Source organism: Rhizobium sp. O111, assembly GCF_055616315.1.
In genome coordinates, this window is sequence record NZ_JBSHXL010000003.1 from 934,990 (window position 1) to 948,893 (window position 13,904).

Consider the following 13,904-nt stretch of genomic DNA (forward strand, 5'->3'; position numbering starts at 1 on the left):
TGCGCCTTGGGTTCCGAGGCTGCGTCCCAAGGGTCATTCTCGGACCCCAGCGTGGGATAAGGTGGCTTGATGAGCAATGTGTACTTGGTCCCGTATTTCAAAATCCGGGATAAAAAAAGGGACGTCGCGCCGAGCGAATGCTAAGACGTGATCGCAAAGTTCCGGTGTCCTTGTCGGTTCACGCCTTCCGTGCGCGGTAGAAATTCGGAAACACAATCTTGCTGAACGATGCTCTGCCGAGCGATGCCGATATAACGTCCTGCGATCTAGAACCAATCCACATCCCTGGCTCGATCCAGCCACATGGCATTATGCTCATTGTCAACAACGAGCTCAAGGTGATCGGCGCGGCTGGAGATATCGAGGGGCGTTTAACGGAAAACTGGGCTGGACGCGCATTGATTGACCTTGTCGGCGGCGACTGTGTCGCGAAGGCCGCGCGCGTCGAGGAAGACGCCACGCTCATCCTTGGACGGGTCGAGGGCGCCAGTGGCTACCTCAATGCCATCGCGTACCGATCAGCGGGACGCTTGGTTGTTGAGATGGACGCCGCCGAACCGGAGCCAACGCTCAGCGCACCCTTCCTCTTCGGACTGGATGCCGCGGTAAGCCAATTTGAACGCGCGCCGACCGTGGAAAGCCTGTGCCGGCAGGCGGCGGCCACGTTTCGCGACCTGACAGGTTATGGTCGCGTAATGATCTACCAATTCATTGATGGCGATGCGGGCGTGGTTGTTGGCGAAAGCCTTGACGACGGGTCTTCAAGCTTCCTTAACCACCATTTCCCGGCAACTGATATTCCCAAACAGGCGAGGGCCCTCTATGTTCGCAACAAGGTCCGCGTCATTCCGGATGTCTCTTACATTCCCGCGCCGATTCGCTCCGTCCGAGAGGACTTGAGGGAACTTGATCTTAGCGATTCCACGCTTCGTAGTGTGTCGCCTGTTCATATCCAATATCTGAAGAACATGGGTGTCGCCGCCTCCGCGTCGATTTCCATTGTCAAGGACGGCGTCCTTTGGGGATTGGTGGCCTGCCACCACCACGAGCCCAAGGAAATCACGCTCAACGTCCGGATCGCCTGTCTTGCCATCGCCGGGTCTCTCGCTCGGCAGATCCGTTCCAAGGAGGAGGCCGAACTCTACCGGGAACGGTTGCGCTTTCGATCGCAGGAAGAGACTGTCTTGTCCAAGCTCGGCACTGACGGTTCGCTGAGCGAGTTTTTCGCGCGGTCCGGACGCGAGCTCGCCAACCTTCTAAGTGCCGATGGGTTCGCGGCCGTTCAGGGGCAAGATCTATTTACCTACGGCAAATGCCCTGACAATATCGATATACGCGCCATAGCGGATTTTATCAGGAGGCCGGCCGCGTTGCAGCCTTTCGCGACGCCCAGCCTCAAGACCAAGATGCCGGAAGCGGAAGCCTACGCTGATCGCGCAAGCGGACTTCTCGCGGTGACAATGTCCACCGAGATCCCGACAATTCTGATCTGGTTTCGCGCGGAACATCTCGAAGTGCTGGAATGGGCGGGCAACCCCCATAAGGGTGTCCCCGTGGAGCCGGGTGTCACACTCACACCGCGCGCGTCATTCGAGGCTTGGTCGGAGGAGGTGCGCCATAAGGCGCGGCCGTGGTCGCACGGCGAAGTCGAGGCAGCGGGCCGGGTCGTCCGGTTGATGCTCGAGCGCAGGAACGACTTGAGGGTGCGTGAGCTTAATCGCGAACTGACCACGACCATCGCCGAAAACGAGAGCCTTCTGCGACAGAAGGATTTCCTGTTGAAGGAGGTCAATCACCGCGTTCAAAACAGTCTCCAGCTGGTGGCCGCGTTTCTGCGATTGCAGGGCAAGACCTCCGGGGATGACGCCGTCAGGCTCCAGCTTGAAGAAGCTGACAGACGGCTCAGCGCGGTTGCTCTGGTTCACCGACGCCTTTACCGCGACGACAGCGTCGAGGTCATCGACCTATCGCGCTATCTGGAAGATCTCGTGAGTGAAATGAAGACGACAATGGACGACGATTGGGCGCGCCAGTTCGACCTGGAACTTGCGCCTGTGCAGATCTCCACCGATCGAGCCGTGAATGTCGGTCTGGTCCTGACCGAACTGGTCATCAACGCGCAGAAGCACGCCTATGAAGGGCGACCTGGCCGGCTTTCCGTCATTCTCGAGCAACACCGCGGGATGTTCCGACTTATCGTTATGGACAACGGCGCGGGGAAAAAGTCGGGCGGCGGGTCGGGATTTGGGAAGCGAATGCTCGCTGCCGTCGTGGATCAGCTTAAGGGAACCATCGATGAACAGGACAATAAACCAGGTTTGCGCACCGTTGTGACCGCGCCAATAGACACGCCCTGAAACGTCTGGTGGTGGGTTCCACGGTGTTTTTGCTCATGCGCGCGCCGGACCGATCTAGCTCGGAAGGCTCGTGTACCGGCTTGATAGTCCGCGCGGTCGAGGCCTTTTCCACCCAGCCAAGTCAAGCCATCGCCATTGTCCGACTTTTCGCAACGGCAATGGCCTCGTCCATGGCTCGGACGGTGGCGCGGCCTCCTTCGTGTCATTGACTGGCCCAAGTTGGGTTTGATCAGCCTTGGCGACCTTCCCAGCGCTGGAGTTGGACTTGGATCTCAATTCGGATCTAGATCTGGATGCAACCGGGTGGCGGTTGAAAAGCGAGTTTTCGCGGCCTTCGCGCCACGGTCCACTGGCGCGACACACATGACCCGAACAGAAAGATTAACCTCTTGACGCTCCTCCCCAGGTCGAGAGCGCTTGAAATCTCTTCCAGGAGAAGACATCTCACCGCGGTCTGTTTAGAATGGAGTTATGGATGACGACAGTTGAAGAAGCGCAGCCCGAGCAACACGCTTTTGAAGCCGATGTTAGCCGACTGCTGCACATGATGGTGCATTCGGTTTACTCGGACAAGGATGTATTCCTCCGGGAACTGATTTCCAACGCCGCGGATGCGTGCGAAAAGCTGCGCTACGAGTCGATTTCCAATCCACGGCTCTCGTCCGATGGCCTCGAGCCGGGGATCCTCGTGAAACTCGATGAAGAAGCGCGGACGCTTATTGTCGAAGACAACGGCATCGGCATGAGCCGTGAAGAGATGGTCGACGCGCTTGGCACGATCGCGCGTTCCGGAACCAAATCTTTCATGGATCGACTAGAAGCGGCCAAGGCTGGAGAAAAGGCGGAATTGATCGGCCAGTTTGGAGTTGGCTTCTACTCATCGTTCATGGTCGCGTACCAGGTCGATGTGATCTCGCGCCGCGCCGGAGAGTTCGAAGCCTCGAAATGGTCATCAGATGGAAAGGGGCGCTATAACATAGTCACGGTCGAACCTGGACAAGCCCCAGCCCGCGGCACGCGTGTCGTGCTACATCTCATGGAGGAAGCCAAGAAATATTCAAGCAAATGGACGGTCGAGAAGATTATCCGTGATCAATCTGGACATGTCCCCGTCCCTATCCGCCTAATCGAGAAGGATGGCGCCGAGCCATTACAGTTGTCAGATGGCGCCGCGCTCTGGACCAAGCAGAAAAGCGACATATCCGAACAGGACTATCTCGATTTTTATCGTGGCGTTTCGGGTCAGTATGACGAGCCACTGAGTAACGTGCATTTCCGCGCTGAAGGCCGGTACGAGTATACGACGCTCGTTTTTGTCCCAGGCTCTCAGCCATTTGACCTCTTCGACCTAGACCGACAGGGTCGGATAAAGCTCTATGTGAAGCGCGTCTTCATAACCGATGAGGCCGATTTGGTACCGCGCTACCTGCGGTTCGTTCGTGGTATCGTCGATACCCCGGATCTACCACTTAACATCTCCCGCGAGATGATCCAGGAAAGCCCGGTCCTTGCCGCCATAAAAAAGGGCGTGACGAGCCGAATCCTCTCCGCGCTGGAAAAGATGGCCGAGAGCGATGCCGATAGGTTTTCCAAGTTTTGGGATCTTTTTGGCGCGACGATCAAGGAAGGCATCTATGAGGATTTCGAACGGCGCTCGCAGTTGCTCAAGCTGGCGCGCTTCCAAAGCACCGTGTCGAACGAGGCGACGCGCGGCTTGGCCGATTATGTGAGCGCGATGAGGGAAGGACAGTCCGCCATCTATTACATCAGCGGCTCTAATTTGGAGCAGTTGCGGTCTTCGCCGCACCTTGAGGGTTTCCAGGCGAAGGGTATAGAAGTTTTACTGCTAACCGACGGCGTGGATAATTTTTGGCCGACCAATGTCGCGGAATTCGAAGGCAAGCCCTTTAAATCCGTAACTCAGGGTCTTGCCGATCTCAACGCCGTCGCCAGCGGCGAAAACAGCGGGGAGGGCGACCAACAATCGTCTCCCGAGGTGACCGCCTTTATCGATTTCGCGCGAGGCCTTCTTGGTGAGGAGGTTGCAGACGTGCGTGTTTCAGGTAGGTTGACCGAGAGCGCGGTATGCCTTGTCGCGCCGGAGAATGGTCCGGATCGCCAACTCGAAAAACTCCTACAAGGCGCCGGCAGGCTGCAAACGGCGTCGAAACCAATATTGGAGATAAACGCGCGGAGCGAGCTTATCTTGGATGTCGCGTCAATGCGAGATCAAGCCTTTCGCGAGGATGCCGCGTGGCTTTTGCTTGACGAAGCGCGCATTCTAGACGGAGACAAGCCTGCCAACCCGCGCGCTTTCGCTGAGCGGCAAGCCAGGATGTTCGCGCTCGCGATGAAACGCGACAAGTGAGGAAATCGGCGAGGTAGCCTGACGCCGCCTCGCCGAAAGTCGCTCGGTTAGATCCCGCGCTCTCCCTACGATCGGCATTACCCTAAAAGTTTCAGTCGGGTTGCACCGATTACGGCGGCAGGGGGTCAGTAGCTCCAGGAAGACACCTACTTCCCTCGAACGACACTGCCGCCCCTGATGGTTCTGTCTCAAGCGGGCATGGTGCTGGAGTACCGTGCAGCCCTCCATTGTCGTGGCGTCCCCAGCTCTTGCTTCACTTCGAGGTGGCTCATTTTCGCGATACCACGTGAAAGGTCAAGCTTCGTGTGCGGACGGCGTCCACGACATGTCATGAGTGGTGCCTTGCCACATCAAGAAGGCAGCAAGGCTTTTCGAACGCCTCAGACGAAATACCTCTATGTAATCATCTCCATGACGCTTGTCTCACAGCATGACGACCACCAGATCGTAAAACTCCCGGACACTTTCTGATATTGAATAACCCACATCAACAGATCACCGAAATTTGTTGGTCGCTCGTCGCGGCATATTGACCGTCACTGCCGCTTTGGTGAAAGATCGCCTGCTTCCTTGCGCGCAGCCCGAAAAGCTGGCCGTGACGAACAGTTCTTTCGCCGACTTGTAGTCGACATCTGTATGCACAAGTTGCCAGTCTCAAGATTAATGCGGTCGGGGTGGCTCGAAAAACATATTACGTTTCGCGCTATGAGCTCCCTCCCGTTACTCTGCTTGACCAGCCTTTGGGCCTCTCTACATTTCATGGTGTTTTGGTCAGTAGCTCAGCGTGAGCGCTCCAAACAAGATTGAGGAGCGACAAGGTTGATAGAGAAAACAGGCGTGCGCAATCGTATTCTCAAGGCGCTCAGTGACGACGACTTCAGCCTCGTGGCTCCGCACCTTGATCTCGTGCCGATGCCCAATAGATTCAAGGTTGCTTCGCCTGGTCAACCACTTGATTATTTATATTTTCCTGAATCGGGTATCGGTGCAGTGATGAGCTTAACACCAAACGGAGAAACTTCCGAGGCGGGTATGTTCGGCGTGGAAGGCTTCGTACCCACATCCACCATAATTGGTGACAACCTTGTGCCTTACGATATTGAAATGAAGGTGGGAGGAGCCGGTTATCGAATGCCAATTCGTATGATAGCGGAACTCATGTTAAAGAGCGCAAGCCTGCATGTCCCGTTCGTCAAGTATATGCATGTGTTCGCTGTGCAAGTAGCGTTTACGGCTCTCGCCAACGCACGTTTCACAATCGACCAGCGCCTCGCGAGATGGATTCTCATGTGTCAAGATAGGATCGGTCACGACACCCTGGAGATTACTCATGAGTATATTGCAATGCTCTTATCAACGCGTCGTCCAAGCGTGACGAACGCACTTCATGTCTTGGAGGGCGAGCGACTGATCCGTTCAAGCCGGGGCATCGTCGCCGTAGTCAACCGTAAGGGACTGGAGCGATTCAGCCGTGGTTGTTACGGCGTTCCCGAGCATGAATTCGAGAGGCTGATTGGTGATCGGTAGATCCGCGCACCGCTAGATCGAGGTTTGAAATGTAAAACATCGGCGGTGCAGGCGGCGATGGGCGAGCATCTGGGCTTCACACCATGTGCTCGATCAAGTGCTTTGCTCCCCGACCCGAGGATGCAAACGACGTGATAAGTCGTGATAAGCTAGCATGCTTTGTTACGAAAATAATCGGTGTGTTAGAAAAAACCAGCGCCGAGAACGCGGTCTTGGCCACAGAGTTCGATCGGTTCGTGCCAGGCCTCGGGTGATGCCTGCATGATGGCAGTGTATTGGCATGTCATGATTAGCGCGCTGTAACTGCCCCCGATCGATATTAGCGCATGCACCAGAATAGTTGCAGATCGCTCGTCAGAACCTTTCGAGTTACTCGAGGTGCGACAGAGCAAATGTCCCAACGCTGCTATGTCCGCTGCCGTCGCAACGCGCTTGATCTGCCGCGCGAGGCGGACGACGGTTGCCTCCGCGAAATGCTTTAGAGCGAAGATTGCCATCCAAGCGGATTAAAAAGGCCAGCACCGTTAATATCCCCCAGTCAGCGGAAGATCCGCTACTGGGGGAACTGGCCGTTTGCGACCGTGATAGTGCAGCAGCCAAACGCTATTTGGGAGGCATGGCGCTCCACATGCGCGTCCATCCGCCTAGCCCAAACCGCCGGCGCATTGACAATGACGTCCTATGATACGCGATACCCCCCGCGAATGATTTCGACGTCTTCGGCGAGCACAAGACTAGCGGGAAGTGGAAGATCGGACCGCCCCTCGATCACCCCTGAAATGTAAGCGATAGCGCTCTTCATTCCGGCGACCGTGTAAGGCTTCTCGATGGCCCCTAGAGCTCCCACGAAGTCATCGGGAATCTTTTTGATGTTACCGCTCACAAAAACAAATGGGATGCCCTCGGCGGCCAAATCGCGCCCGACATCTATCCCGGTTGGGCCATCTTGAAGCTGAATGTCGACGAATGCGAATTCGGGTCGTTCCCTCGACATAGCTTCCCGTGCCTGGCTTCTTGACATCGCGGTTGCCGTTACGTGATGGCCCGCCAGTTCAACTTCACTCTCTAGCTCCATCGCCAGGAGCATTTCGTCTTCAACGATGAGTACTTTCAAAAATCATTCTCCCGCGCTGCTTCCACCAGTAATGTGACATCAACTGTCGTTCGGTGCCCTTCGATCCTCTTTTCGATCTTGGCGCCAACTTGCTTTGCTGAGTTCTCGAGCAAAATACGACCAATTTCAGTGGCCTCGTCATCAACGTCGACCGGAACGGAGGTATCTTCCACCCGTATCAAGAAATGACCGTTCAGTCTTTTAATCACCAGATGGATGTCGCCACCGCCGTCGCTCAGGCCTCGTTTTATCGCGTCCCCAACCAACTCGTTCACAATGAGGGAAAGGGGGGTGGCTTTCACGGCGGGTACGTAAACAGGGTGAAGGTCAAGCGTTAGTCGGATGTCTTCCCGACCGATGGCGCCAACAAGATCCGTTACCATCTCTTTTGCGACATCGGCGATGTCGAACCGAGAGACATCCTCAAGCGTGAAAAGCTTACGCTGCACCGTGCTTAAGGCCTCAATCCGGTTTAGCACCGACATTAGCACCTGTTTGTGAACCTCGTTTTTAGTCTTTCGAGCCTGCAACTTCACGATCGAGGCCATGGTAAGAAGATTATTCTTAACTCGATGGTCCACTTCATGCACCAGCAGCGTCTTTGCTGCCAGCGCGGCTTCCAGCTTCTCTGTATGTTTGGCGACCTCTTCTTCCGCCCTGTGGCGAGCAGCCGCTAGGTCGGCCTCACGGCTCTTGACGTTCGTGAAGTCTAGCTGAGAGGCGAAGAAATAGATGATCTTGTCCTTGTCATCACGCACTGGAGACAGAAAAAGCGCGTTCCAAAACGAGGTCCCATCCTTCTTGTAGTTCAAGATATCAACCGCGATGTCCGAACCTGCGGCGATTGCATCGCGTATACGACCCACGGTTTCGCTGTTAGTTTCTTCTCCTTGCAAAAACCGACAATTGCGCCCCACAACTTCGCGGCTGGAATAACCGGTTAGCTTTTCAAAGGCCGTGTTGCAGAAGATGATCGGATTGTCATTCTGATTTGGGTCCGTGACAATCATCGGCATTCGTGTGGCTTTGAACGCCGCGGCGAAAGGATCCTCGCGCACGTGTCGCGCCACCAACCGTTCGCCTGCATCCTGCGCGTCAGATCGTCTCTGTTCGTTGTCTGGCATAATCTCTTGGTCTTGCGGTTAAACGACGAATGATCGAAAATTCGGATAGCTCCAAATGCCCCAACTCTCAAGACGAGATGGGAAGAACGCTCGAGTTTTAAAGGGCAGGATTCATATATTGGGCCAGCGAGTACCTCGATGGTACCGGATGACGCTCAAACATGGGCCGCCGCTTCCGGTCCCATGTCATTCCTCCATGTCGCCCCCGCTCGCTACATTCCGGTGCCTCCATCGCTATGACCTCTCGCCATTGATCTACAACGTCGACGTCGATCATGGTCCGTCAAGAGCGGACGCGAGGCAGCCCTCGTCCCGACAACATCGCGAAGCCACCCGATAGGCGAAACTACATGCGATTCTGAATGACTTAGCCTCATGAACTTCACCTCGAAATGACGCGAGGTAAACCTCGTTGTGAAGGAGATTGAACCGAGGCGCGATTATGCCATGAAATTGCTTGCGCTCCCACTGGTGACAAGCCGAACGATGAGGAGCAGCGGTCTGGACCTAGTTTGATGCAGCTCAATGCCACCATGGCGCGGAGATGAGATTCTGGTTCCGTTAGTGTGCGATCAGGCCACTTCCCGGCGCCATGTGCTCCGAGCAAGATATTTCGAAGGAGGCTACGGAGATGAACAAGCTTAGGATTTCTGGCGTTGCTGCACTCGCGGTAGTGGCCGCCGTCAGCGGTCTTTCAGAAGTCCAGGCACAGACATTGATATCTCAGGTGAGCCCCAAACAATCCGCGCCCGCCTCCGACAACAACATTGGGGCGGGCGGGCAAGATCTTGCGGCCATGCCGGACGACGATATGATGCCTGGCGGCATGATGGGGTGCGGCGCGACGCGCCCCACGATGACGGGCGGAATGATGTCGGTCCACTCAGCCGCCACATGATGAAGCTGATGTTCGCGATCGTCGATGCTAATGGTGACGGCGCTCTTTCATTCGAGGAAGTGACGGCGGTGCATAAAAGGGTGTTCGACATCGTCGATGCCGACAGGGACAACAAGGTCACTCTCACGGAAATACAATCGTTCTGGGGGCAATAGATTCGAGCGACGCAACGCGTCCGTGAAGCCATGGCCATGAAGTGACCGTTTTGTATTGGGCAGCCCCGGTGATGCCGGGACTACTCGCCGATAATGCGTCGGGGTGTTGAACTCATGGCCAATGCGACGCCGTTCTCGGGGCCGACTGCAAGTGGTGTCAGTGAGAGAGTAGGTAGGCAGTCGCAGCGTGACGAGCACGTCCCGCGTTACTCCACCGACAAACGCCTCTCGCAATCGCGAGTGCCGAAAGGCACCCGCGATGAGAATGTAGCAACGCGGCTTGATCGCGGTCTCTTGTGTAGTCGAGGGTCACCGTCAGATGTCACGGACGCAAGCGCGACATCGAGGCCCGCGCGCCTTGCCTAATCGACCATGCACACGGATAGCTCGTGGCCAGCCGCCGCTGTGTCCTGCACTCTAACGATGGTTGCCTTGCATGCCGACCGGATGGGAGGAGAAGCGGCCGCCACGCTCGGGCGGCGGTCGCACCCCCGTCGCGCGCTATCGCCACGTTATCAACTCGACCATCAAGCGACCAATTTGGAAGCAGTGGGAGAGGGCGCCCGCTGTTGAGGACGAGTCGCTCCATGACCGGTCTTGTTACTCCATGTTCTCGAGAATTGTAACATCGTAAACTCGCGCAAGTTCCGCTAGTTTCGTCGTTGCTGACATGGTCTCCGCTTCCTTGAAGACAAGACGCAGGTCAAGGCTTAAGCTCGACGCGTACCGTCGCAAGTGTTTAACCAGCCGCGCCAGCACCTCGCGTTCGAACGGTTCCACCTGAATGTCGGCCTTGTCCCGGTGCTTGAAGCGCGTCCCGCGGCCAAATGATCGCCGTGCTGGCACGCTGGCGACCAGGCAGGCGCCATGGTGTCGTCCGAGCCGAACCGCGCTCTCCATCACTGTTTCGGAACTCACCTCCGGGGGAACATTCAATGGGAGATGAAATTGGGGATCACAGTCGTGCTCCGCGATGATGGCGCCTCGCTCGGGATAGGGAGTCAACTAACGTGAAAGAAAGAGCGGAACGTTGCTGTCTTGTAACATCGAACGAGTAATGCCGCCAAAGAGGCGCTGCTGAAGTCTTGGGTGGCTGTAGGCCCCCATCACAACCATATCCGCCGCTACATCTATCGCATGTTGCCGCAATGTCGTGTCAACGCGACGTCCACCGCTCGCAATGCAGTCAACTTCCACCTTAACGCCATGGCGGCTGAGAAACGTGGCTACATCGGATCCGGGCTCTTCACCATTTTCCCAGCTTCGCGCGACAGGGTCGACCAAGGTGACATGAACCGCGTCGCACTCCTTTAGGAACTCAAGGGATTGGCGCGTTGCCCTTGCCGCTTCCTCGCTCGAGTCCCATGCTAACACAATTGATTTCGGACTAACCGTCACGGTCTGCATTCGCGGGTTGATTATGATGGGAGTCGGAGAGTGGAACAACGCGCCATCGATGATACGACTTCTTAGGCTCTCGTTGAGGGCGGCCTGTGCACCGACGAGAACGATATCGGCGTAGAGCGCGCGCTCGGCGATATCCTCGTCGGCCCACGCGAACTCCGTGTAGATTTCTTGGACGTCAAAGGAGACGCCGCTTCGCTCGAGTGCCGTCTGAATTGCCCGAGCTTCCTCGGTCAGCCGATCTATCTCTCTTTGTTGCCCTTCCAGCCACGAGGTGGATATCGCCTCATAGGTGGCGATTGCTGGAACAGTCCCCATGCATATCACCAACGCGGTCAGGTGCGCCCCTTGTGCATCGCAAAACTCGGTGGCGTTCTTGAGATCCCTGTCCCAGCCGTCGACGCCAAGTACGGAGATTACCGTCTTGAAGTTCATTGCCCTGTTCTCCTTTGTCTCAATAGGTAATAGAGGTAGCTGGTTTGACGGTGATGTCTTTGATGCTGATTAATTCATTTCTGTTTTAGTGGATGAAAAGAGCAGTGGCGTTGGTCAGATGATGACTTCCGTGCAGCGCGCCCGTCTGGCGATGCGGGCGGCGTGCGGCGATGCAGTGTTTTGGTAGGGGAACGGCCCTTGTTCCACCTGTCTTACTTACCGAGCGAGTTTATCGCGTCAGCAACTGAGGCGGTGGCATTCGTCTTGCAGTAAGATACAGTCTTTACCGCGTTGGCGTGCGCCTTTTCACCATCTATCACCGGATTGTTCTGCTTCCCGTGAAGGTATCCGCTGATCCACATGACCGCCCCAATCTTCCTAGCCGCGGACATGGAGCCGACTTCCTTGCAGGTGAGCTTGGACATGTCCGCTTCCGCCGCCAATGCATTACCAATCAGGACGGAACTCACAAGAATGACTGCCGACGAAAGATTTAGTTTCATTTTAGTAACTCCTTTGAGTTGCACTTAACGGAGACGCTGCCTCGCTTCGGCGGTTTGGTACCGAAGAGCATGCGGAAGCTTACTCTTATCGGCCGTGAAACGTGCGTAGCATCATGTATTCTCCGTGGATTAGAAACCGGACTGCCGCGATATGATGGCGTTGGACCATTATTGACTTTGCCGGAGGTCGGACCTCGCGCGGGCCGCGCCGACGTGGAACTCTCACGAAATCGGTTGGGATGCTAGGCGCGACCATTGCACCCCAGCCCCGTCGAAACAGGCAGCGTGCGAGGGGCCTTGTGGCTATTTCGCTGCCAGTCATGCACGGTGTGGCGTCACCCTTACACCAAGGCCAATGTTTCCCACTAAGGCTTACCGCGCCCAGGAAAGGCTGTGGTCCCGCTTCACGCTCTACCACGCGCGATTTTTACCTTGTTCCTGCCGGCGTTCTTTGCCTGGTAAAGTGCCGTGTCGGCTTTCCTGTGGGCTTCTGCGAGGTCGCCGGGAGAGGTGAATGAAGAGACGCCGAAACTCGCGGTGACCTTCAACGCACCCGGCATGCCTGGCAGCGTCATTGCGGCGGATCTCAGTATCTGGGCGAGCCCCACGGCGATATCGGTTTCGGTATTTGGAACGAAGACCGCGAATTCCTCGCCTCCAATGCGCCCGGCCGCTGCATGCAGCGGTAAATGGTGAAGCAGCTTTCTGCCAAATTCCCGGATAACAAGGTCACCGACATGATGACCAAAGGTGTCGTTTATGGTCTTGAAGTGATCAAGATCGCACAGGATGATCGCATGCTTGCCATCAGGCGAATGCGCCAGAATGGATTGAACCGTCCGTTCAAACTTCCTTCTATTGGAAAGGCCCGAAAGCGTGTCGGTGTCTGATTCATCCCGCTGGTCCGACATGATTTCAAGGATAAGGGTGGCAAGAAGTGTCAGACCAACCGCCACGATGAGCACCGCCGTCGCGCTCTGTGAGATAAGTGCGTAGTCTGTGTGGATGTAGTCACGTGCCGAAGTGCCTGCTCCCGCGATAACCGCCAGCCATGCCTTGGCGTAAAAGTGCAGGCCTGTGATCAACAATAGAGCACCAAGAAATCTGTCGATAAGGGGGCGTTTGCCAAATGGTGCAACCGACACCGCGCTCGTCAGCAGCACGATCGCGAACGGGGTTTGATACAGGAAGGCTTGTAATGGGGTGCTGCGGGGAAGATCGAAGATGATATAAGCGAGTAAGACGCTCGCGACCACGAACGCGCAAATGATCCAAGAAGGTAGCCGCCTTCCATGAAGTTCGCCGATCCCAATGCCAAGCAAGACCATACCGATCAAGACCGTCGAGAAGGCGCCAAGCGCCCAGAGTTTCGGCATGAGGCCATAGGCGACGAGCAGTTCACAGATCGCCGACAGCGAAGCGACCGTGAAACCGGCGCCAATCCAATGCGCTGGTCGACGCGAGCGGCTTTGCGCCGCCACGACAAAAAACACGGCACCGAACGACGCAGCGATAATGAAGTTCACCACCAGGAGGGAAGCCGCGCCGTTCATAAGGCCATCATTCTAAATATCGTATTGGTTGACTGAGAATTTAGCCGCAAAAGGTAAATCCTTCATTTGGAGAGAGGCGGATCTCGATCACGTTCGCCGTCGAATGGTCATTGCGCTGTTCCTTGTCTGTTACGCGCCTCGACGTCACAAAAATTTCAAGGCTTCGGCGCGGGAGTTCTTCGACGTCGTCACCGGGATGTGCTGCAGTTTGCGTGATGATCCGTCCATTCGCGACCAGCAAAGCGGCATTTTCTCGGTCCAGGGAAGGATGGCACGTCCATGACCGCAGGGGAAAAAAACTGAGTGTGTGTGGGCTCTTTGACCTTGCTCGCGCCGTTAAGGTCTGGCCGGGCGTTGTCCGGTGTCAATCAGAACCCGGTCGCCAGCTAGCGGAGGCGGCGGAACGAGATTATTGCTCACCGCGCGATCGCGGATCAGCCAAACTCCTATATGGTGGCACGAGAGG

Annotated in this window: 12 protein-coding genes; 5 read left to right on the forward strand and 7 right to left on the reverse strand. The window is 56.2% G+C overall.

The window, feature by feature from the left end; translation table 11 throughout:
- The first annotated feature begins 218 nt into the window (after nt 1-218).
- The 3 genes from ACVTFQ_RS30380 to ACVTFQ_RS30390 all read left to right on the forward strand — a co-directional run bounded on the left by ACVTFQ_RS30380 (nt 219) and on the right by ACVTFQ_RS30390 (nt 6,252).
- On the forward strand, nt 219-2,357 hold the full coding sequence (locus ACVTFQ_RS30380) for a histidine kinase dimerization/phosphoacceptor domain -containing protein (RefSeq protein WP_470424484.1): 2,139 nt from the start codon (nt 219-221) through the stop codon (nt 2,355-2,357).
- Between the two features lie 475 nt (nt 2,358-2,832).
- Nucleotides 2,833-4,725, forward strand: coding sequence for a molecular chaperone HtpG (gene htpG / locus ACVTFQ_RS30385; RefSeq protein WP_470424485.1), 1,893 nt, complete (start codon nt 2,833-2,835; stop codon nt 4,723-4,725).
- Nucleotides 4,726-5,544: 819 nt separating this feature from the next.
- Nucleotides 5,545-6,252, forward strand: coding sequence for a Crp/Fnr family transcriptional regulator (locus tag ACVTFQ_RS30390; RefSeq protein ID WP_470424486.1), 708 nt, complete (start codon nt 5,545-5,547; stop codon nt 6,250-6,252).
- Between the two features lie 679 nt (nt 6,253-6,931).
- Here ACVTFQ_RS30390 and ACVTFQ_RS30395 read toward each other — a convergent pair.
- Nucleotides 6,932-7,366, reverse strand: a complete 435-nt coding sequence (locus ACVTFQ_RS30395; RefSeq protein ID WP_470424487.1) for a response regulator — start codon at nt 7,364-7,366, stop codon at nt 6,932-6,934.
- The gene (locus ACVTFQ_RS30400; protein ID WP_112437095.1) at nt 7,363-8,490 is read right to left on the reverse strand and encodes a PAS domain-containing protein; all 1,128 of its coding nucleotides are present in this window, start codon (nt 8,488-8,490) and stop codon (nt 7,363-7,365) included. Before ACVTFQ_RS30400 ends, ACVTFQ_RS30395 begins: the two co-directional genes overlap by 4 nt.
- A 631-nt stretch (nt 8,491-9,121) precedes the next feature.
- On the opposite strand from ACVTFQ_RS30400, the gene ACVTFQ_RS30405 reads away from it, so the two are divergent.
- The gene (locus ACVTFQ_RS30405; RefSeq protein WP_470424488.1) at nt 9,122-9,388 is read left to right on the forward strand and encodes a hypothetical protein; all 267 of its coding nucleotides are present in this window, start codon (nt 9,122-9,124) and stop codon (nt 9,386-9,388) included.
- An 8-nt stretch (nt 9,389-9,396) separates the two neighbouring features.
- Nucleotides 9,397-9,543, forward strand: coding sequence for an EF-hand domain-containing protein (locus tag ACVTFQ_RS30410; protein ID WP_470424489.1), 147 nt, complete (start codon nt 9,397-9,399; stop codon nt 9,541-9,543).
- A 600-nt stretch (nt 9,544-10,143) separates the two neighbouring features.
- Here ACVTFQ_RS30410 and ACVTFQ_RS30415 read toward each other — a convergent pair.
- The 5 genes from ACVTFQ_RS30415 to ACVTFQ_RS30435 all read right to left on the reverse strand — a co-directional run bounded on the left by ACVTFQ_RS30415 (nt 10,144) and on the right by ACVTFQ_RS30435 (nt 13,679).
- The gene (locus ACVTFQ_RS30415; RefSeq protein ID WP_470424490.1) at nt 10,144-10,443 is read right to left on the reverse strand and encodes a hypothetical protein; all 300 of its coding nucleotides are present in this window, start codon (nt 10,441-10,443) and stop codon (nt 10,144-10,146) included.
- 105 nt (nt 10,444-10,548) lie between these two features.
- Nucleotides 10,549-11,382: a universal stress protein gene (locus ACVTFQ_RS30420; RefSeq protein WP_470424491.1), complete on the reverse strand. Its 834-nt coding sequence runs from the start codon at nt 11,380-11,382 to the stop codon at nt 10,549-10,551.
- Between the two features lie 212 nt (nt 11,383-11,594).
- Nucleotides 11,595-11,885 (reverse strand): HdeA/HdeB family chaperone, encoded by a 291-nt coding sequence (locus ACVTFQ_RS30425; RefSeq protein ID WP_111563819.1) that lies wholly within the window; start codon nt 11,883-11,885, stop codon nt 11,595-11,597.
- Between the two features lie 404 nt (nt 11,886-12,289).
- On the reverse strand, nt 12,290-13,438 hold the full coding sequence (locus tag ACVTFQ_RS30430; protein ID WP_470424492.1) for a GGDEF domain-containing protein: 1,149 nt from the start codon (nt 13,436-13,438) through the stop codon (nt 12,290-12,292).
- A gap of 40 nt (nt 13,439-13,478) precedes the next feature.
- On the reverse strand, nt 13,479-13,679 hold the full coding sequence (locus ACVTFQ_RS30435) for a hypothetical protein (protein WP_113178408.1): 201 nt from the start codon (nt 13,677-13,679) through the stop codon (nt 13,479-13,481).
- Nucleotides 13,680-13,904: the final 225 nt, after the last annotated feature.

Excerpts from the sequence above, each read along its gene's own strand:
- htpG (WP_470424485.1), top strand. The coding sequence starts at position 2,833 with ATGACGACAGTTGAAGAAGCGCAGCCCGAGCAACACGCTTTTGAAGCC.
- ACVTFQ_RS30400 (WP_112437095.1), bottom strand. The coding sequence starts at position 8,490 with ATGCCAGACAACGAACAGAGACGATCTGACGCGCAGGATGCAGGCGAA.
- ACVTFQ_RS30405 (WP_470424488.1), top strand. The coding sequence starts at position 9,122 with ATGAACAAGCTTAGGATTTCTGGCGTTGCTGCACTCGCGGTAGTGGCC.
- ACVTFQ_RS30410 (WP_470424489.1), top strand. The coding sequence starts at position 9,397 with ATGTTCGCGATCGTCGATGCTAATGGTGACGGCGCTCTTTCATTCGAG.
- ACVTFQ_RS30415 (WP_470424490.1), bottom strand. The coding sequence starts at position 10,443 with ATGGAGAGCGCGGTTCGGCTCGGACGACACCATGGCGCCTGCCTGGTC.
- ACVTFQ_RS30420 (WP_470424491.1), bottom strand. The coding sequence starts at position 11,382 with ATGAACTTCAAGACGGTAATCTCCGTACTTGGCGTCGACGGCTGGGAC.
- ACVTFQ_RS30425 (WP_111563819.1), bottom strand. The coding sequence starts at position 11,885 with ATGAAACTAAATCTTTCGTCGGCAGTCATTCTTGTGAGTTCCGTCCTG.
- ACVTFQ_RS30430 (WP_470424492.1), bottom strand. The coding sequence starts at position 13,438 with ATGAACGGCGCGGCTTCCCTCCTGGTGGTGAACTTCATTATCGCTGCG.